The 19,065-nt window shown below is 61.3% G+C and carries 17 protein-coding genes; 8 read left to right on the top strand and 9 right to left on the bottom strand.

All coding sequences use genetic code 11. The features are described from left to right. The first annotated feature begins 8 nt into the window (after nt 1-8). The 5 genes from CAF73_RS03405 (at nt 9) to CAF73_RS03385 (ending at nt 7,505) form a co-directional block, all read left to right on the top strand. The gene (locus tag CAF73_RS03405) at nt 9-1,583 is read left to right on the top strand and encodes an ABC transporter ATP-binding protein (RefSeq protein ID WP_085695962.1); all 1,575 of its coding nucleotides are present in this window, start codon (nt 9-11) and stop codon (nt 1,581-1,583) included. A 40-nt stretch (nt 1,584-1,623) separates the two neighbouring features. Then, a complete protein-coding gene (locus tag CAF73_RS03400; protein ID WP_085701919.1) occupies nt 1,624-3,039 on the top strand; it encodes a sigma-54-dependent Fis family transcriptional regulator in 1,416 nt (471 codons plus the stop codon). Between the two features lie 274 nt (nt 3,040-3,313). After that, complete coding sequence (locus CAF73_RS03395; RefSeq protein ID WP_085701918.1) at nt 3,314-4,705, top strand: GntP family permease; 1,392 nt, start codon at nt 3,314-3,316, stop codon at nt 4,703-4,705. A gap of 7 nt (nt 4,706-4,712) precedes the next feature. Beyond that, nucleotides 4,713-5,486 carry a 3-hydroxybutyrate dehydrogenase gene (gene hbdH, locus CAF73_RS03390; RefSeq protein WP_007952053.1) on the top strand — a complete coding sequence of 258 codons (774 nt, stop codon included), beginning with the start codon at nt 4,713-4,715 and terminating at the stop codon, nt 5,484-5,486. Nucleotides 5,487-5,549: 63 nt separating this feature from the next. Beyond that, on the top strand, nt 5,550-7,505 hold the full coding sequence (locus tag CAF73_RS03385) for an acetoacetate--CoA ligase (protein ID WP_085701917.1): 1,956 nt from the start codon (nt 5,550-5,552) through the stop codon (nt 7,503-7,505). Nucleotides 7,506-7,511: 6 nt separating this feature from the next. Here the strand turns inward: CAF73_RS03385 and CAF73_RS03380 are convergent, their stop codons facing one another. Then, nucleotides 7,512-8,621 (bottom strand): PilT/PilU family type 4a pilus ATPase, encoded by a 1,110-nt coding sequence (locus tag CAF73_RS03380; protein ID WP_085701916.1) that lies wholly within the window; start codon nt 8,619-8,621, stop codon nt 7,512-7,514. 127 nt (nt 8,622-8,748) lie between these two features. Between CAF73_RS03380 and CAF73_RS03375 the strand changes: the two genes are divergently transcribed. Together CAF73_RS03375 and CAF73_RS03370 are read left to right on the top strand one after the other, a co-directional pair. Continuing rightward, nucleotides 8,749-11,286 (top strand): PAS domain-containing protein, encoded by a 2,538-nt coding sequence (locus tag CAF73_RS03375; protein ID WP_085701915.1) that lies wholly within the window; start codon nt 8,749-8,751, stop codon nt 11,284-11,286. 50 nt (nt 11,287-11,336) lie between these two features. After that, nucleotides 11,337-11,612, top strand: a complete 276-nt coding sequence (locus tag CAF73_RS03370; protein WP_085695956.1) for a peptidylprolyl isomerase — start codon at nt 11,337-11,339, stop codon at nt 11,610-11,612. Between the two features lie 113 nt (nt 11,613-11,725). Here the strand turns inward: CAF73_RS03370 and CAF73_RS03365 are convergent, their stop codons facing one another. From CAF73_RS03365 to CAF73_RS03330, 8 genes are all read right to left on the bottom strand, one after another. Continuing rightward, entirely contained in the window at nt 11,726-12,658 is a 933-nt protein-coding gene (locus CAF73_RS03365; RefSeq protein WP_085701914.1) for a sugar kinase, read from the bottom strand. After that, nucleotides 12,658-13,878, bottom strand: a complete 1,221-nt coding sequence (locus CAF73_RS03360; protein WP_085701913.1) for an amino acid deaminase — start codon at nt 13,876-13,878, stop codon at nt 12,658-12,660. Before CAF73_RS03360 ends, CAF73_RS03365 begins: the two co-directional genes overlap by 1 nt. Nucleotides 13,879-13,917: 39 nt before the next feature. Then, on the bottom strand, nt 13,918-14,682 hold the full coding sequence (locus tag CAF73_RS03355) for an IclR family transcriptional regulator (RefSeq protein WP_085695953.1): 765 nt from the start codon (nt 14,680-14,682) through the stop codon (nt 13,918-13,920). A gap of 78 nt (nt 14,683-14,760) precedes the next feature. Then, nucleotides 14,761-15,150, bottom strand: a complete 390-nt coding sequence (locus tag CAF73_RS03350) for a RidA family protein (protein ID WP_039768794.1) — start codon at nt 15,148-15,150, stop codon at nt 14,761-14,763. 31 nt (nt 15,151-15,181) lie between these two features. Beyond that, nucleotides 15,182-15,979, bottom strand: coding sequence for an amino acid ABC transporter ATP-binding protein (locus tag CAF73_RS03345; protein ID WP_011334480.1), 798 nt, complete (start codon nt 15,977-15,979; stop codon nt 15,182-15,184). Then, nucleotides 15,976-16,638 (bottom strand): amino acid ABC transporter permease, encoded by a 663-nt coding sequence (locus tag CAF73_RS03340; protein ID WP_085701912.1) that lies wholly within the window; start codon nt 16,636-16,638, stop codon nt 15,976-15,978. Before CAF73_RS03340 ends, CAF73_RS03345 begins: the two co-directional genes overlap by 4 nt. Nucleotides 16,639-16,647: 9 nt before the next feature. Next, complete coding sequence (locus CAF73_RS03335) at nt 16,648-17,310, bottom strand: amino acid ABC transporter permease (protein ID WP_007960243.1); 663 nt, start codon at nt 17,308-17,310, stop codon at nt 16,648-16,650. Between the two features lie 51 nt (nt 17,311-17,361). After that, on the bottom strand, nt 17,362-18,210 hold the full coding sequence (locus tag CAF73_RS03330) for a transporter substrate-binding domain-containing protein (protein WP_085695951.1): 849 nt from the start codon (nt 18,208-18,210) through the stop codon (nt 17,362-17,364). 338 nt (nt 18,211-18,548) lie between these two features. Here CAF73_RS03330 and CAF73_RS03325 point away from each other — a divergent pair, with 338 nt between their 5' ends. Then, the gene (locus CAF73_RS03325; RefSeq protein ID WP_085701911.1) at nt 18,549-18,980 is read left to right on the top strand and encodes a co-chaperone YbbN; all 432 of its coding nucleotides are present in this window, start codon (nt 18,549-18,551) and stop codon (nt 18,978-18,980) included. Nucleotides 18,981-19,065: the final 85 nt, after the last annotated feature.

Below are 19,065 nucleotides of genomic sequence, written 5' to 3'. Positions count from 1 at the left end.
CCTTTGATATGACTGACAACCTGATCGAAATCCGTGACCTCAGCGTCGCCTTCCATGGCCAGACCGTGGTGCGCAACCTGTGCCTGGACATTCGCCCCGGCGAGTGCCTGGCACTGGTCGGCGAGTCGGGCTCGGGCAAGTCGGTGACCGCCCATTCGATTCTGCAACTGCTCCCGGAATGCGATGCCCGGACTACCGGCAGCATCCGCTATCGTGGCCAGGAACTGGTCGGCGCCGACCCCAAGACCCTGCGCGATCTGCGCGGCAACCGCATCGCCATGATTTTCCAGGAGCCGATGACCTCGCTCAATCCGTTGCACACGATTGAAAAGCAGATCGGCGAAACCCTGTTGCTGCACCGTGGCCTCGGCGGCAAGGAAGCTCAGGCGCGGATCCTCGAACTGCTCGAACTGGTGGGCATCCAGAAGCCGAAAGAGCGACTGAAGGCTTATCCGCATCAGTTGTCCGGCGGCCAGCGCCAGCGAGTCATGATTGCGATGGCCCTGGCCTGCGAACCCGAATTGCTGATCGCCGACGAGCCGACCACCGCCCTCGATGTGACCGTACAGCGCAAGATCCTGTTGCTGCTCAAATCCCTGCAACGGCGTCTGGGCATGTCGCTGCTGCTGATCAGCCATGACCTCAATCTGGTGCGCAGCATTGCCCAGCGGGTATGCGTGATGAAGGCCGGCGAAATCGTCGAGCAGGCGCCGTGCGAAACCCTGTTCACCGCACCGCAACACCCTTACAGCTGCGTGTTGCTCAACGCTGAACCGGAGGGCGAGGCGCTGCCCCGGGACGAACGTGAAAACGTGCTGGAAGTCGATGATCTGCGAGTCGACTTTACGGTGGGCGGCGGACTGTTCCGGCGCAAGCAATACCTGCGCGCGGTGGACGGCATCAGCCTGAACATCCAGCGCGGCAAGACTTTGGGCATCGTCGGCGAATCCGGCTCGGGCAAATCGACTCTCGGCCAGGCGATCCTGCGCCTGCTCGACTCCAAGGGCAGTATTCGCTTCCAGGGCACGGCACTTGACGGTCTCGACCAGAAGCAGATGCGGCCATGGCGCCGGCAGATGCAGGTGGTGTTTCAGGATCCGTTCGGCAGCCTCAGCCCGCGCATGTCGGTAGCGCAGATCATCAGCGAAGGGCTGGAAGTGCATTGCCAGTCCACCGCCGACGAGTGCGACGACCAGGTGATCCGCGTGCTCAAGGAGGTCGGGCTCGATCCCGAAAGCCGTCATCGCTACCCCCATGAGTTTTCCGGCGGCCAGCGTCAGCGCATTGCCATTGCCCGGGCGCTGGTATTGAAGCCTGCATTGATCCTGCTCGACGAGCCGACTTCGGCGCTGGATCGCACCGTGCAGAAACAGGTGGTCGCCCTGCTCCGCCAGCTTCAGGAAAAACACGGCCTGACGTACCTGTTCATCAGCCACGATCTTGCAGTGGTACGCGCCCTCGCCCACGACATGATCGTGATCAAGGACGGCAAGGTAGTCGAAAGTGGCGCCAGCCATGACGTATTCGACTCACCGCAGCACCCGTACACCAAAGAGCTGTTGGCCGCAGCGCATCCGGGATAGGCATAATCGCGCCACCTGACTTCCGCCAATGGACGCCGCCATGAACACCACCGAAAGCCTCAAGGATTACCAACGGGTTCGCACGCTGGCCATCCGTTCGTTGTTCGAGATCATCGAGCAGTCCAGTGAAGGCACGGTGATTGTCGACCGCGACGCGAACATCGTCTGGATGAACGAGCGCTACGCCCGACGTTTTGGTCTCGACTCTGCGGCCGGCGCCATCGGCAAACCCTGCGAAAGCGTAATCCCCGGCAGCCTGCTGCGCGAAGTGGTGCGCACCGGGCGGCCAATCCTGCTGGACATGCAGGACACCCCGAAAGAACCGCTGGTGGTGATGCGCCTGCCGATCCACGACGACGCCGGCGCGGTGATCGGCGCCATCGGTTTTGCCCTGTTTGACGAATTGCGCACCCTCTCGCCGATGCTCAAGCGCTACCTGAGCATGCAGGAAGAACTGGCCTCGACCCGCTCGCTGCTGCGTGCCCGGCAGACCAAATACAACTTTGCCCATTTCATCGGCACCAGCGCTGCCAGCCTCGAGGTCAAGCGCCGTGCCCGTCGCAGCGCCAGTGCCGAGTCGCCGGTTCTGTTGCTGGGCGAGACCGGCAGCGGCAAGGAGTTGCTGGCTCAAGCGATCCACGGCGCCTCGCCTCGTGCGCACAAAGCCTTCGTCAGCATCAACAGCGCAGCGATTCCCGAGGCGCTGCTCGAGGCCGAGTTCTTCGGAACGGCTCCCGGCGCCTTCACCGGTGCCGACCGCAAGGGCCGCACCGGCAAGTTGCAGATTGCTCAGGGCGGGACGCTGTTTCTCGACGAGATCGGCGACATGCCTCTGCCGCTGCAAAGCAAATTGCTGCGGGTGCTGCAGGAAAAGGAGTTCGAACCTGTCGGCTCCAACGACGTGATCCAAAGCGATGTGCGAGTGATTGCGGCAACGTCGACAGACCTGGAAGCGGCGATCAAGCGCGGCGAGTTCCGAGCGGACTTGTACTACCGGCTCAACGTGCTGCCGATTCAGGTGCCCCCACTGCGCGAACGGCTGGACGATCTGCCGGCGCTCAGTGAAGCGATTCTTGAAGAGCTGCGCAGTCAACACGAGCTGAATCGCGAAGCGCTGGAGCTGCTGGGTCAGCATGCCTGGCCGGGGAATATCCGCGAGCTGCGCAATGTGCTGGAACGAGCGGCGTTGCTCAGTGATGACTTGATGCTGACGGCGGATGACATTCGTGCGGCGATTGGCACGTTTACACCGGTTGAACGGACGCTGGCGCCTCTGTCAGAGCCGCTAACCAGCGAGACCTTCAGTCAGGCCCGTGAGCGGTTTGACCGGCAGTTGATTCAGTCCACCCTCGCGCAATGCGGGGGCAAGGTGATCGAGGCGGCTGAGAGGCTCGGGCTTGGACGCTCGACGCTTTACAAGAAGATGATTGCGCTGGGCATTGCAGAGTCTCAATAGAGAGACATAAATCTCCGTAACGGGACAAGATCAAAAGCTTCGCGAGCAAGCTCGCTCCCACAGGAGATATGGGTATCCATGTGGGAGCGGGCTTGCCCGCGAAAGCGTCCTCACAGCCATAGAAGTCTCAAAACAGAGACAAAACCTCGAAAACCACCACCAAACATCAACTTAATTCCTTTTATTTCAACAACTTAACCATCTGGCACAGATCTCGCTATAGCCCTTCCCACACCCGTTTCACCCACAAAAATAACAATCGAAGGAGCACACCATGAGTGTGATCATCGCCTTGGCAGCCCTGGCGCTGCTGATGCTTGCGGCCTACCGTGGCTACAGCGTTATCCTCTTTGCCCCGATCGCCGCCCTCGGCGCCGTACTGCTCACCGACCCTTCCGCAGTCGCCCCAGCTTTCACCGGGGTGTTCATGGAGAAAATGGTCGGCTTCATCAAACTCTACTTTCCCGTGTTCCTGCTCGGCGCCGTGTTCGGCAAGCTGATCGAGCTGTCGGGTTTCTCCCGCTCGATTGTCGCAGCAGCGATTCGCTTGCTCGGCACCCGCCAGGCGATGCTGGTGATCGTGCTGGTCTGTGCCCTGCTCACCTACGGCGGCGTTTCGCTGTTCGTGGTGGTGTTCGCGGTTTACCCGTTCGCGGCGGAAATGTTTCGCCAGAGCAATATCCCCAAACGCCTGATCCCGGCGACCATCGCCCTCGGCGCGTTCTCGTTCACCATGGACGCCCTGCCCGGCACGCCGCAGATCCAGAACATCATCCCCAGCACCTTCTTCAACACCACCGCGTGGGCGGCGCCGTGGCTGGGCGTGATCGGCACGATTTTCGTGTTCTGCGCCGGCATGCTGTTCTTGCAGCGCCAACGCAACAAAGCTCACCGTGCGGGTGAAGGCTACGGCACCGAACTGCGCAACGAACCGGAAACCGCCGAAGACCTCAAACTGCCGAACCCCTGGATTGCTCTTTCGCCGCTGCTGGCGGTGGGCATCATGAATCTGCTGTTCACCCAGTGGATTCCACAGTGGTACGGCAAAACCCACAGCCTCGCGCTGCCGGGCATGGCCGCGCCGGTCACCACCGAAATCGCCAAACTGACGGCGATCTGGGCGGTGCAAGCGGCTTTGCTGGTGGGCATCCTGATGGTGCTGGCATTCGGTTTTAAAGCCATCAAAAGCAAGCTCGCCGAGGGCAGCAAAAGCGCGGTCAGCGGTGCGCTGCTGGCGGCGATGAATACCGCGTCGGAATACGGTTTCGGCGCTGTCATCGCTTCGTTGCCGGGGTTTCTGGTGCTGGCCGACTGGCTCAAGAGCATTCCCAATCCACTGGTCAACGAAGCGATCACCGTGACCTTGCTGGCGGGTATCACCGGCTCCGCTTCGGGCGGCATGAGCATCGCGCTGGCCGCGATGTCCGAACAATTCATCAGCGCCGCCCACGCCGCCAATATTCCGCTGGAGGTGCTGCACCGGGTGGCCGCAATGGCCAGCGGCGGCATGGACACCCTGCCGCACAACGGCGCGGTGATCACCCTGCTCGCCGTCACCGGCCTGACTCACCGTGAGGCCTACAAGGACATTTTCTGTATTACGCTGATCAAGACCCTGGCGGTTTTCGTGGTGATCGGCACTTTCTACGCCACTGGCATTGTGTGAGGTATTGATGACGACTCTTTCTGGCAAGACCGCACTGGTTACCGGCTCCACCAGCGGCATCGGGCTGGGCATCGCCCTGACGCTGGCCAAGGCTGGCGCCAACCTGATCCTCAACGGCTTTGGCGATGCTTCAAAGGTGATTGCCGAAGTCGAACAGTTCGGCGGCAAAGTCGGCCATCACCCGGCGGACGTCAGCGACCCGGCGCAGATCGCCGACATGATCGCCTACGCCGAACGCGAATTCGGCGGCGTGGATATTCTGGTCAATAACGCCGGCATCCAGCACGTTGCGGCGGTTGAAGAGTTTCCTGTGGAGCGCTGGGATTCGATCATCGCGATCAACCTGTCGTCAGTGTTTCACAGCACCCGCCTGAGTTTGCCGGGCATGCGCGCCAAGGGTTGGGGCCGGATCGTCAACATCGCCTCGGTGCACGGTCTGGTCGGTTCCACCGGCAAAGCCGCGTACGTGGCAGCCAAACATGGCGTGATCGGCCTGACCAAGGTGGTCGGCCTGGAAACCGCCGCCAGCAACGTCACCTGTAACGCCATCTGCCCGGGCTGGGTGCTGACGCCACTGGTGCAGAAGCAGATCGATGATCGCGCAGCCAAGGGTGTCGACCCACAGCAGGCGCAACACGACTTGCTGGCCGAGAAGCAGCCGTCGCTGGAGTTCGTCACCCCTGCACATCTGGGTGAACTGGTGCTGTTTCTGTGCAGCGAAGCCGGTAGCCAAGTGCGTGGCGCGGCGTGGAATATCGATGGCGGGTGGCTCGCGCAGTAAGCTTGCAACTGATCGCTCCCACGTTGCGGTGGGAGCTTTCTGACAAACAATAAGAGGCAAACCATGTCCGACATTCTCTGGCAGCCCGATGCCAAACGTATTGCCCGGTCCCGCATGGACGGCTTTCGGCGCTTCATCATCCAGCGTCACCACGTGCACCTCGACGACTACCCGGCCCTGCACCAATGGTCCATCGACCAGCGCGAAGCGTTCTGGCAGGCGATCGTCGATTTCTTCGATATCCGTTTTCATACCCAGCCCGACGCCGTTCTGCGTGACGGCCTGAAAATGCCGGGTGCCCAGTGGTTTCCCGGCGCCACCCTGAACTTCGCCGAACACCTGCTGAGCCGACGCGACGATGCAATCGCCGTGATCGCCATCGGGGAAAACGGTCAGCGAGAATTGCTGACCTGGGCCGACCTGGCCAAACACGTCGCCGGGTTCCAGGCCAGCCTGCAAGCGGCCGGCGTCGTGGTCGGCGACCGGGTCGCGGCCTGCATGCCCAACACCTGGCAAACCCTGGTGGCAATGCTCGCGACCACCAGTCTCGGCGCAATCTGGTCCTGTTCCTCACCGGACTTCGGCACCCACGGGGTGATTGATCGCTTCGGCCAGATCGAACCGAAAGTGTTGATCACCTGTGCCGGTTACCGCTACGCCGGCAAAGCGATCGACCAGACCGTCAAGGTCAACGAAATCCTCGAGCAGTTGCCGTCCTTGCAACAGCTGATCATCGTGCCTTACGCACGACCTCAGGCGCAGGCCACGGATTACCGGACACCCGCCAACGTCACGCTGTGGGACGACTTCTACGAACCGGGCGATGAACCGCACTTCGTCCCGGTGCCGTTCGACCATCCGCTGTACGTGCTCTATTCGAGCGGCACCACCGGCGTACCTAAATGCATCGTTCACAGCACCGGCGGCGTGTTGCTGCAACACGCCAAGGAACACGGGCTGCATGTCGATCTGGGCCCCGGCGACCGCTTGTTCTACTACACCACTTGCGGCTGGATGATGTGGAACTGGCTGGTGTCGGCGCTGGCGGTCGGCAGCGCGGTGGTGCTGTATGACGGCTCACCGTTTTATCCGGACAACGAGCGAATGCTGGAGCTGCTGGACGACGAGCAGGTCAGCGTGTTCGGCACCAGCCCGAAATTTCTCGCGACCCTGGAAAACAGCGGCATCAAGCCCCGTGAAAGCTACGACTTGAGCCACCTGAAAACCCTGCTCTGTACCGGTTCCGCGCTGTCACCGCAGAGTTACGACTTCGTCTATCGCGATTTCAAACCCGACGTCTGCCTGTCCTCGATGTCCGGCGGCACGGACATCGTGTCCTGCTTCGTCAACGGCAACCCGATGTCGGCAGTGCGCCAGGGCGAGATCATGGGCAAGAGTCTGGCCATGGCCGTCGAAGTGTGGAACGACGCCGGGCAGCCGGTGATTGGTGAAAAAGGTGAGTTGGTGTGCACTCGACCATTCCCGGCGATGCCCGTCGGACTCTGGAACGATCCCGACGGCGAAAAGTTGCGCAAATCCTATTTCAGCCAGTTCCCCGGCGTCTGGGCCCAGGGTGACTACGCCGAACAATTGCCCCACGGCGGGATGCTGATTCACGGCCGCTCCGACGCCGTGCTCAATCCCGGCGGCGTGCGCATCGGTACCGCTGAAATCTACCGTCAGGTGGAGAAGGTTCCGGAGGTATTGGACAGTGTCGCCATTGGCCAACAATGGCAGGATGACGTGCGAGTAGTGCTGTTCGTGCGCCTCAAGGAAGGCGTAACGCTGGATGAGGCGCTGCAACAGCAGATCCGCCAGGTGATCCGCGCCAACACCACACCGCGCCATGTACCGGCGAAGATCGTCGCGGTCACCGACATTCCGCGCACCATCAGCGGCAAGGTGGTGGAGCTGGCCGTGCGTAATGTGGTGCACGGTGAACCGGTGAAAAACACCGACGCGCTGGCCAACCCGCAAGCACTTGAACAGTTTCGCAATCGGGTCGAACTTCGCGACTGACGCCTGTCAGTCCATCAGCCCCCACTCGCCAGTCGATGGCGGTGGGGACGACATGGTGTCGGCGTGGAGCTTCAGACGCAGGCGCAGGTTGTTGACCGAATCTGCGTTTTTCAGGGCCTCGTCTTCATCGATCACCCCTTCTGCCACCAGCGCAAACAGTGCACCGTCAAAGGTCTGCATGCCCAGTTCGGCCGATTTCTCCATGATGGTTTTCAGCTCGCCAAAGTCATTGCGCCGGATCAGGTCAGCAATCGTCGGCGTACCGAGCATCACCTCGGCAGCGGCCCGGCGCTGACCGTCCCGGGTTCGGACCAGACGCTGGGAAACGAACGCCTTGAGATGATTGCCCAAGGCATGCAGCAATTGTGGCCGGCGTTCTTCGGGGAAGAAATTGATGATCCGGTCCAGCGCCTGATTGGCGTTGTTGGCATGCAATGTCGACAACACAAGGTGCCCGGTTTCGGCGAAAGCCAGCGCATGCTCCATGGTCTCGCGGTCACGGATTTCGCCGATCAGCACCACGTCGGGGGCCTGGCGCAGGGTGTTTTTCAGCGCAGCGTGAAAGCTGCGCGTGTCGACTCCGACTTCGCGCTGGTTGATGATCGACTTCTTATGGCGATGGATGTATTCCACCGGGTCTTCAATGGTGATGATGTGACCGCTACTGTGGCGATTGCGATGATCGATCAGCGCCGCCAGCGACGTGGATTTACCCGAGTCGGTGGCGCCGACGAACAGGATCAGCCCTTGCTTGAGCATCACCGATTCGAGCAATACCGACGGCAGTTTCAAGTCTTCGAATCGCGGAATATCGAGTTTGACGTTACGGATCACGATTGACACGTCGTTGCGTTGCTTGAAGATATTCACCCGAAAGCGACCGATGCCGGTGCGGGAAATCGCCAGGTTCATTTCCAGATCCCGGTCGAACTCCCGACGTTGTTCAGCGTCCATCAGGGAAGCGGCGACAGTGGCCACCTCACCGGGTTTGAAGGGCTGCTCGCTCAACGGCGTCAACACCCCGTCGAACCGCGCACTGGGCGGTGCGCCCGTGGACAGGAACAGATCCGAACCGTGGCGGCTCGCCAGTTGTTTGAGCAATGCATCGATTTCCATGGCCTAAAGCACCTGCGAAGCTTTCAATGAACACAAGACCGTGCGTCGTGACGCGACGGGTCTTACAGCGTCTACCGCACTAGGATAGTAGACGCCGCCTCACCAACCGATGTTCAGGATTGATGTGATGAACGCTGTACCAAACACCAACGACGCCCAGGCATTGATTGCCCGCACCGACTGGAGTCGCAGCCCGCTGGGCAGCGCCGACACCTGGCCACAAAGCCTGCGCACCGCGGTGGACATCGTGATTCACTCGCCGATGCCGATGCTGCTGTTGTGGGGCCCGCAACTGACCCAGATCTACAACAACGGCTTTGCGCTGCTCGCCGGGAGCAAACATCCGCACGCTTTCGGACAGCCGGCGCACCAGATATGGCCGGAACTTCGGGACTTTACCGACCCGATTTACAGCGCCGTCCTACAAGGCCAGGTGCGAACCTACAGCGAACGACGCTTTACCCTGCAACGGGACGGCAAGGATTCCGACTTCTGGCTGGATCTGACCTACAGCCCGATCCGCGACGAAAGCGCGCAAGTGGCCGGGATCCTGGTCACCGCCATTGAAACCAACGAACGCCGGCGCATCGCCCTGGAACTGCAGCAGCGCTCCGAAGACAGCCTCAAGGCCCAGCGCGAAAGCGAAGAGCGCCTGCAACTGGCGCTGGCGGCCACCGATGCGGTCGGCACCTGGGATTGGGATATCGGCGAAGACCGCTTCATTGCCGACGCGCATTTCGCCCAGTTGCACGGGGTCGACCCAGCGCTGGCCGGACAATTGCCGATCAGTGAATACCTGCACGGCGTGCACCCCGAAGACCGCGCGTTGATCGCCCGCAGCATCAAGCATTGCATCACCCACGGCACCGAATACGCCGAGGAGTATCGACTGCTGCAAGCCAATGGCGAGCTGCGCTGGGTGTTCGCCCGCGGGCGCTGCTACAAGGATCATCATGGCCGGCCGATGCGTTTTCTGGGCGCCGCGCTGGATTTGACCGAACGCAAACACACCGAACAGGCACTGCGTCAAAGCCAGACCGAGCTGCAACTGATCATTAACGCCATGCCGATTCTGATCAGCTACGTCGACCACGAACAACGCTTTCGCCTGAACAACGCCGCGTACCTGGACTGGTACGGGCTCACGCCGCAAGAGCTGTATGGCCGCACGATCCGCGAAGTGATCGGCGAAGAGGCCTATTTCCTGCGGGCGCCGTACATTGCCGAAGCGCTCGCCGGCCAACCCTGCTCGTTCAGTCTGTATACGCCACACCGCGACGGCAGTCAGCGGCATGCCTTGATGAATTACCTGCCACGCCACGGCGCGGACGGCGCGGTGAACGGCTTCTACATCTTCGTGATCGACGAGACCGAACGTAACAAAACCGAAGAAGCCCTGCGCAACCTCAACGAAACCCTTGAGGAACGCGTGAGTGCGCGCACCGAACAACTGGCCCAGGCCAACCAGCGTTTGCAGAATGAAATGTTCGAACGCGAGCGTGCCGAAGACGCCCTGCGCCACGCGCAGAAAATGGAAGCGGTGGGCCAGCTCACCGGCGGCATCGCCCATGACTTCAACAACATGCTGACCGGAATCATCGGCAGCCTCGACCTGATGCAACGCTATATCGCCAGCGGCCGCACCGATGAAATCAGCCGTTTCACCGATGCGGCAGTGTCCTCGGCCAACCGCGCGGCGGCGCTGACCCACCGTCTGCTGGCGTTCTCCCGGCGTCAGTCGCTGGATCGCAAGACTATCGACGTCAACGAGCTGGTCCATTCACTTGAAGACCTGATCCGCCGCACCAAGGGCGATCCGATCGAGCTCAAGTTGCGCCTGGCCGACCATGTCTGGTCCGTCAGCACTGACGTCAGTCAACTGGAAAACGCCCTGCTCAACCTGGTGATCAACGCCCGTGATGCCATGCCCGACGGCGGCGAGCTGCTGATCGAAACGGCCAACGTTTACCTCGACGGCAACGACATCACCACACTCGAACCGGTCAAGGCCGGCGACTACCTGATGCTCGCGGTGAGCGACAACGGCACCGGCATGACGCCGTCGGTGCGCTCGAAAGCCTTCGATCCGTTCTTCACCACCAAGCCGATCGGCCAGGGCACCGGGCTCGGGTTGTCGATGATTTATGGCTTCGCCCAGCAATCCGGCGGGCACGTCAGCCTTGACAGCCTGCCGGGCCAGGGCACCTGCGTGCGCCTGTACCTGCCGCGTTTGCATGCACTGGAATCGGAGCGGCCGGTGATCGAAACGGTCACCGAGGCCCCTGCTGTCGCCACCGGCGAAACCGTGGTGGTGGTCGAGGACGATCCGGCGGTGCGCATGCTGGTCTTGGACCTGCTCAAGGAGCTGGGTTATCACGCCCATGAGGCCGAAGACGCCAAGGGTGCCTTGCCGCTACTCGAATCGGACCTGCGGGTGGACCTGCTGGTGACCGACGTCGGCCTGCCGGGCATGAACGGCCGGCAAATGGCGGAGATCGCTCGCCAGCATCGACCGGGGCTCAAAGTGTTGTTCATGACCGGTTACGCGCAGAAAGCCGCCGAGCGTCAGGGTTTTCTCGAGGACGGCATGGACATGGTCGCCAAGCCGTTTTCCATCGAACAGCTGGCCGGCAAGATCCGCGCGATGTTCAGCCAAACCCCGTGACTTGAGGCATAATCCGCGCCCCGCCGTCACCCCGCTACAGGTATTGCACGATGAAAGCCCAAGCCCGCCACATTCTGGTGAAGACCGCCGAAGAGGCTGAAAAACTCAAACAACGCATCGCCAACGGTGAAGCTTTCGATGTGCTGGCGAAGAAATTTTCGACCTGCCCGTCCGGCAAGCGTGGCGGCGATCTGGGTGAAGTGCGGCCGGGTCAGATGGTCGGTGCGATCGATGCGGTGATCTTCAAGAAACCGCTGCGCACCGTGCACGGGCCGATCAAGAGCAAGTTCGGGTATCACCTGGTGCAGGTGTTTTTCCGCGACTGAGTGATTGACTTCAGGAGCAAGCTCGCTCCCACCAAGTATCTGTGAACGACACCAAACACTGTGGGAGCGAGCTTGCTCGCGATCCGATTGCGCAGCAATCGGCCATTCACCGATTACTTCGGAATCAGAGCTCCGGGTACTTGAATAACCCGGCTCGCTAGCAGATGGCCGGCCTGCGCCGCTTCCGTCGGGCTCCCTCCAAGCAAGCGACTGGCCAGATACGCCGCACTGAACGAATCCCCTGCCGCCGTGGTGTCCACCACCTTCTCGACCTTCTGCGCCGGGACTTCAAACGCTTCCCCGTCACAACGGATCAGACAGGCTTCGGCGCCGCGCTTGAGCACCACTTCCGGCGTGCCGATCTGCGCGTACGCTTCAAACACCGCGTCACAGTCTTCGAAATGGAACAGCGCCTGCTCGTCGTCCACCGTCAGCAACGCCAGATCGACATGAGGCAACACGCTGCGATAGGCCGCCCGCGCCTCCTCCACCGAGGCCCACAGGCGTGGACGGTAGTTGTTGTCGAAGACGATTCGCGCGTCACGCTGGCGGGCTTCGATCAAGGTCTCGATCAGTTTCTCCCGCCCCCGCGCACCGAGTACCGCCAGCGTGATGCCGCTGAAATACAGCACGTCGTAATCCGGCAGCGCCGCCAGAATCGGCGTGGCCGCCGGCGTGGTAAAGCAGTCGCGAACGGCGGCCTCGTTTCGCCAATACAGAAAGCGCCGCTCCCCGGCAGCATCGGTCTGGATGCAATACAAACCGGGCAGGCGACCGGGTAGACGCTGGACGAGATCCAGACCAATGCCTTCGTCGGCCCAACTGCGGCACATCGCGTCACTGAAGCTGTCATCACCCAGCGCCGTGACGTAGTCGACCTGCGCCTTGTCACCCATGGCGCGGGACAGATAGACCGCGGTATTCAGCGTGTCACCGCCAAAGCTCTGTTGCAGGCTGCCATCGGCACGTTGCTGGAGTTCGATCATGCATTCGCCGATCAGGGCGATACGCGGGGTGTTCGGCCCCAATGGACTGAGCGTATTCATCAGAAGCAGGTTGCCATGGTTTCGATCACCGCCAGCTGCTCGTCCACCAGCAGCCCCACGCGCCATTTGTCGAAGGTCAGGCACGGGTGCGAAGTGCCGAAGGAAATGATGTCGCCGACGCGCAACTCAACGCCCGGCGCCACGGTCATGAACGCGTGCTGATCCATTACCGCCGTCACCTTGCAGGCGCCGACATCGTCGCCCTCCGCCGGCAGCACACCGGCCTTGTAACGCAAAAGAGGCACCGGCATGCCGGCATCGAATGCCACGTCACGCTTGCCCAGAGCAATCACCGCAAAACCCGGCTCCGGCAGCGACTGCACGTGGGCCCAGACTTCCAGCGCCGGGCGCAGGCCTTCGTGCAGGTCGCTGCGACGGTCGAGCACGCAGCACTGGGCTTCCTTATAGATACCGTGGTCGTGAGCCACGTAACTGCCGGGACGCAACACGCTGAGGAAACGCCCGCCAGCGTTCTGCGCTTCGAACGATTCGGCGATCAGGTCGTACCAGGCCGAACCCGATGCAGTGATGATCGGTTTGGCGATGGCAAACGCCCCGCTGTCCTGCAACTGCACCGCCAGACGCACGAGCGAGGCGGCGAATTCACGGATGCCGCTGACGGCGTGATCACCATGGATCACGCCCTCGTAACCTTCAATGCCGGTCAGGGCCAGCGCCGACTGCGCGCCGATGGCCTTGGCCAGTTCGATGACTTCCTGCTCGCTTCGGCAACCGCAGCGGCCACCGACCACGCCGTACTCGATCATCACGTTCAGGCGTACGCCGCGTGACGCGAAATAGGCGCCCAGATCGGCAACGTTGTCCGGGTGATCGACCATGCAATAGAAATCGAAGCCCGAATCGGCCGCCAGCAGGTCGGCAATCAACGCCATGTTCGGCGTGCCGACCAGTTGGTTGGCCATCAGCACCCGGCGCACGCCGTGGGCGTAAGCGGCGCGGGTCTGGGTGGCGCTGGCCAGGGTGATACCCCAGGCGCCGGCGTCGAGCTGACGACGAAACAGCGCCGGGGTCATGCTGGTCTTGCCGTGGGGCGCGAGTTCGGCGCCGCTGTCGCTGACGAATTTCTGCATCCAGCGGATGTTGTGCTCCAACGCTTCGCGGTGCAGCACCAGCGCCGGCAAGCTGATGTCACGCACCAGTTGCGCGCCGAGGGCGGCATCGCCCTTTTCCACGGCAGCAGTGTTGTTGGCAGTCGTCATGGTCGAACTCCTCACAGTCGCGCCCGCAGGCAGGCGCGGTTATTCGTTGATTCGCCGGGCGAGGCTGTTGGCGCTCTCGATCAAGACCCGGCGATAGTCGTTGTAATGGGTCTTGGCATCGGCACGCGGGGCGACGATGCACAGGGTGCAGATGGCAACGCCTTGAGGGTCTTTGACCGGGGCGGCGAAGCAATGGGTAAAGGTGTCGGCGACACTGTCGAAGGAGAAGAAACCGTCGATGCCGGCCTGACGGATTTCCGCCAGAAACGTCTCCATCGGCAGGCGTTCGCCATCGGGCAAAATGAAATCGTCGGGGTCGATCAGGTCGCTGATCTGCTGGTCGCTCAAGTGCGCCAGCAGCAGACGCCCGGACGCGGTCCACGGGATCGGCGCGTTCTCGCCGATATCGGAAGAAATGCGGAAATGCCGCTCACCCTCCTTCATCAGCGCCACCGTGTATTTGCGCCCGTTGAGCAGGCACATCTGCGCGGTTTCCCGGGTCTGGCTGACGATCTCCTGCAAGGCGTGATCGGCCTCGCGACTGAGGTCGAAATGCCGCAAGTGCGCCTGGCCGAGGAAATACAGCTGACGACCGAGATAGACGTGACCGTCCTTGCCCACCGGCTCCAGAATCCGCCGCTCGAGCAACGAGGCCACCAGTTCGTAGACCGTGGATTTCGGGCTGCCGATGCCGTTGGCGATGTCGTTCGGGCGCAGTGGCTGGCCGATCTCCTTGAGGAAATCGAGGATATCGAACGCCCGGTCCAGACCGCGTGCCCGGCGCTTGATGGTGTCTTCGGTCATTTCAGTAGTTCCCATTCAAAGTGCCGGGAGTTTATCGCGAAAGACCGCTCCCACGCTCTGCGCGGGAGCGGTCGACGCTCAGGCCTTTTTCTTGTACGCGATGCAGTCGATCTCGACCTTGCAGTCGACCATCATGCTCGCCTGCACACAGGCCCGGGCCGGAGCGTGTTCAGGCTTGAAGTACTCGCCGAAGACCTTGTTGAAACTGGTGAAATCCCGCGGATCGTCCAGCCACACGCCGGCGCGTACCACATCTTCCAGGCCATAACCGGCCTCTTCGAGAATCGCGATCAGGTTCTTCATGGTCTGGTGCGTCTGCTCGACGATGCCACCGACAATGATCTCGCCATCCACCGCCGGCACCTGCCCGGAAACGTGCAGCCAGCCATCGGCTTCAACGGCGCGGGCGAATGGACGAGGCTGGCCGCCAGCGGCGGTGCTGCCGGTGCCGTAACGAGTAATGCTCATGGATGTTTCTCCTGATTGAAAACGTGAAAAGTCAGAACCGCGTGCTTTTGAGAAATTCCGCCAACCGCGGCGATTGAGGGCGCTCGAACAGTTCCTTGGGAGGTCCCTGCTCTTCGATGCGCCCCTGATTCATGAAAACGATCTTGTCCGAGACCTCGAATGCAAAACGCATTTCGTGGGTCACCAGCAACATGGTCATGCCGTCCTCGGCCAGACCTTTGATCACGTTCAGCACTTCGCCGACCAGTTCCGGGTCGAGGGCCGAGGTGACTTCGTCGAACAGCATCAGGCTCGGGTTCATCGCAATCGCCCGGGCAATCGCCACGCGCTGCTGCTGACCGCCGGACAACTGGCCGGGAAAGTGATTGCGCCGCTCCAGCAGGCCGACCCGCTCCAGCCATTTTTCGGCCAGGGCCACGGCTTCGTCCTTGTGCATCTTTTTGACTTTCAGCAGGCCGAGCGTGACGTTCTGCAACGCGGTGAGGTGCGGGAACAGGTTGAATTGCTGGAATGCCATGCCGGTCATCGCGCGATGGCGAGCGATGACTTTTTCCGGGTGACGCACGCGTTTGCCGTTGAGTTCGTCATAACCGATGGATTCGCCGTCGAGCAGGATCTGCCCGCCCTGGAATTCCTCGAGCATGTTCACGCAGCGCAGCAGCGTGGTCTTGCCCGAGCCACTGGAGCCGATCAGGGTCACGACGTTGCCGCGCTGCATGCTCAGGTCGACACCCTTGAGCACTTCGACTGCGCCGTATTGTTTGTGCAGACCACGGATGTCCAGCAGAGGCTGACCGTTCTGGACGTTGGAAACTTGAGCTTGAGTCATGGCAGGGCCACCCGCTTTTCAATGTGCCGGCCGAGTAATTCGATGCCGTAGTTGATGACGAAGAACAGAAAACCGGCGAACAGGTAAAACTCCAGGGTCATGAACGTCCGGGCGATGATCTGCTGGGTGCTGAGCAGCAGTTCGGCCACGCCGATCACCGACAGCAAGGTCGAGGCCTTGACGATTTCCGTGGACGAGTTGACCCAGGTCGGCAGGATCTGCCGCAGCGCCTGCGGCAACAGCACATAACCGAGGGACTGATAGAACGTCAGGCCGATGGCCTTGCCGGCTTCCATCTGCCCGCGCGGCAACGCTTGCAACGCACCGCGCACGATCTCCGCGACGTGCGAGCCGCAAAACAGCGTCAATCCGAGTGCGCCGGCTTGAAACGCGCTGATCTGCCAGCCGAGCGCCGGTGCCATGTAGAAGCACGCCAGCACCAGCACGAACACCGGCGTGCCGCGAATCAGGTCGACATACAAGCGAAATGGCGCGCGCATCCAGAACTTGCCGTAAGTCAGCACCAGCCCGGCAAACACACCGATGACCGTGCCGAACAGAATCGCCAGCGCCGATACCTGCACGCTGGTCAGAAAGCCTTGCCACAAGGCTTCGCGGGCAACCCACAACTCATGCAACCAACTGGGGGATTCGTACATCGCAGCCTCCTATCGGCGGATTGCCAGACGCTGCTCGAGGTAACGCAGCAGCATGGCAATGAGGTAACAGGCCGCGACATACAACGCCGTGGTCACCAGCCAGGTTTCAATCACCCGGTAGCTTTCGACGTTGATCTTGCGCGCGTAGTAGGTCAGCTCCGGCACCGCGATCGCGGCGGCCAGCGAGGTGTCCTTGAACAGCGAAATGAAGTTGTTCGACAGGGCCGGCAGCACGTTGCGCAACATCACCGGCACGGTGACGTAGGCCTTCACCTGCCACTCGCCCAGACCAATCGCCAGCCCCGCTTCACGCTGGCCCTTGGGAATGCTCAACAAGCCGCCGCGGAACACTTCGGTCAGGTACGCCCCGGCATACAGCGACAGGGTGATGATGAACGAAGGGATCTTGTCCAGCCGGATCCCCAGACTCGGCAACGCAAAGTAGATCAACAGAATCAACACCAGAATCGGCGTGTTACGGATCACCGTCACATACACCGATGCGAGCACCCGCAAGGCGCGATGCCTGGACAGCAAGGCAAACGCCATCAGCAGGCCGATCACGCAGCCGATGGCGATCGACACCAGCGCCAGTTCAAGGCCCAGACCGAGCCCCGCCAGCAAGGTGTCGAAATCGCGCCACACGGCGGCAAAGTTCAACTGATAGTTCATGGTCGGCAGTACCTTGAGCGGGGCGCGTCAGGGCGCCCCACTCTCACGGGATCATTTGAATTCGACAGGGAAACCGATGGCGGGCGATGGCAGATCCACGCCGAACCATTGCTTGAACGACGCGGCGTAGGTCGGGAACTCAACGCCGGTCATGGCTTCATGCAGGGTGGTGTTGACGAAGTTCAGCCAATCCTGATCGCCACGTTTGACGGCGCAGGCATAAGTCTGCGGGCTCCAGGCGTAAGTCGGGCTGCGGTAGCGGCCAGGGTTCTGCACCATCAGGTATTTGACCGAAGACTGGTCGGTGGCCGCCGCATCGGCGCGACCGGAATTCACCGCCTGATACATCAGATCAACGCTGTCGTACTGATCGACCTTGGCCTTGGGCAGTGCCTGGTGCACCAGCTCTTCGGCGTACACGTTTTGCAGCACCGCCACGGTCACGCTGTCACCCGCGGCCTGCAGGTCTTCGATTTCCTTGTACTTGCTGTTGTTCGGCAGCAGCAGGCCGACGCCTTCGCGGTAGTACGGCAAGGTGAACGCCACTTGCTGCGCACGGCTGGCGGTAACGGTGATGAACTGGCAGCTCATGTCGACCTTGTCGGTCAGCAGGTTGGGAATCCGCGCGTCGGACGACTGCACCACGAACTCGACCTTGCTCGGGTCATTGAACAGACCTTTGGCCACCATCCGGGCGATGTCGATATCAAAGCCCTGCAATTTGCCGTCCGCGCCCTGGAAGTGCCACGGCGCATTGGTGCTGCCGGTACCCACAATCAGTTTTCCACGGGCCAGGACGCTGTCGAGCTTGCTGTCGGCCGCCTGGGCCATACCCATGACAGCGGACGAAGCCGCAAGAACAAAAACACACGCTTTGAACAAGGAAGGTCGGCGATGCATGGCAAGCACTCCAGGAAGTTGTTTATTCCGCTATACCGGAACACGGTTTGTTACTACGGAACAGACAGCAGAAAGTGTGCCACAGGATTCGCGGGGAATCTGCAATGGATTGAAATTTGTTTTGAATCAACGAGATGGCGATTACCCGGGAAACGGAGTAACCAAACGCGACTCCACATTTCGCTACTTTGCGTCACACATGGCGGGTATCCGGGCCACATCCTGGTGCGCGATGCACGATAGGGAGCGCGCTGCACCTGTCAACTCTGACAGTTGCAGCAATGGCCACAGCGCCCCTAACGTCGTGCTGTCCAACACATTGAATAAAGGAGGCTCCAATGACGACGCCGACTCGATATTCAGCGTTGCCGCCGACGTACCGGAAGGTCTTGAAAGCCAGGCGCCTTGTCGTCCTGTATTTCTTCAACGAGCACTGCGGCGCCTGCGTTTTCGCAGGTCCAGTGTTCCTCGATATCGCCAAACCTTTCCGACCCTGGATGGATATCTTCATGCTCGATACTGCACAGTCGTGCCGGCATCCGGATGTCACGGGAACCCCGACAGTGTTGTTCTATAAGGAAGGCGTTCTGGTCAAAAAACTGAAAGGCATCGGTACGGAAGAATCCCTGCTGCAAGACTTCACCCAACACCTGGGCAAATCCAGAACCTGCGCCACTGCGCGCAAACCGGCCCATAACCTGAAGTGGCTGCGCCACACCCTCAGCACCCTCTGCACCATCCCCCGCGCAAGACGATGGAACTTTTCCTGAAAGTGCCACCCAAAAGCCATCAGGCAATGGCACTCTCGTTCCAATTGATCTGTAACAACGAGTCCCGAGGCCGGATTGGACAAGC

This window comes from Pseudomonas sp. B15(2017), from assembly GCF_002113215.1.
Classification (GTDB): Bacteria; Pseudomonadota; Gammaproteobacteria; order Pseudomonadales; family Pseudomonadaceae; genus Aquipseudomonas.
This window is presented reverse-complemented; position numbering and strand designations above follow the sequence as displayed.

Coding starts and splice junctions, on each gene's coding strand:
- CAF73_RS03355 (WP_085695953.1), bottom strand. CDS start 14,682: ATGACCGAAGACACCATCAAGCGCCGGGCACGCGGTCTGGACCGGGCG.
- CAF73_RS03335 (WP_007960243.1), bottom strand. CDS start 17,310: ATGAACTATCAGTTGAACTTTGCCGCCGTGTGGCGCGATTTCGACACC.
- CAF73_RS03350 (WP_039768794.1), bottom strand. CDS start 15,150: ATGAGCATTACTCGTTACGGCACCGGCAGCACCGCCGCTGGCGGCCAG.
- CAF73_RS03400 (WP_085701919.1), top strand. CDS start 1,624: ATGAACACCACCGAAAGCCTCAAGGATTACCAACGGGTTCGCACGCTG.
- CAF73_RS03380 (WP_085701916.1), bottom strand. CDS start 8,621: ATGGAAATCGATGCATTGCTCAAACAACTGGCGAGCCGCCACGGTTCG.
- CAF73_RS03330 (WP_085695951.1), bottom strand. CDS start 18,210: ATGCATCGCCGACCTTCCTTGTTCAAAGCGTGTGTTTTTGTTCTTGCG.
- CAF73_RS03395 (WP_085701918.1), top strand. CDS start 3,314: ATGAGTGTGATCATCGCCTTGGCAGCCCTGGCGCTGCTGATGCTTGCG.
- CAF73_RS03370 (WP_085695956.1), top strand. CDS start 11,337: ATGAAAGCCCAAGCCCGCCACATTCTGGTGAAGACCGCCGAAGAGGCT.
- CAF73_RS03405 (WP_085695962.1), top strand. CDS start 9: ATGACTGACAACCTGATCGAAATCCGTGACCTCAGCGTCGCCTTCCAT.
- CAF73_RS03385 (WP_085701917.1), top strand. CDS start 5,550: ATGTCCGACATTCTCTGGCAGCCCGATGCCAAACGTATTGCCCGGTCC.
- CAF73_RS03325 (WP_085701911.1), top strand. CDS start 18,549: ATGACGACGCCGACTCGATATTCAGCGTTGCCGCCGACGTACCGGAAG.
- CAF73_RS03365 (WP_085701914.1), bottom strand. CDS start 12,658: ATGAATACGCTCAGTCCATTGGGGCCGAACACCCCGCGTATCGCCCTG.
- CAF73_RS03340 (WP_085701912.1), bottom strand. CDS start 16,638: ATGTACGAATCCCCCAGTTGGTTGCATGAGTTGTGGGTTGCCCGCGAA.
- CAF73_RS03360 (WP_085701913.1), bottom strand. CDS start 13,878: ATGACGACTGCCAACAACACTGCTGCCGTGGAAAAGGGCGATGCCGCC.
- CAF73_RS03345 (WP_011334480.1), bottom strand. CDS start 15,979: ATGACTCAAGCTCAAGTTTCCAACGTCCAGAACGGTCAGCCTCTGCTG.
- hbdH (WP_007952053.1), top strand. CDS start 4,713: ATGACGACTCTTTCTGGCAAGACCGCACTGGTTACCGGCTCCACCAGC.
- CAF73_RS03375 (WP_085701915.1), top strand. CDS start 8,749: ATGAACGCTGTACCAAACACCAACGACGCCCAGGCATTGATTGCCCGC.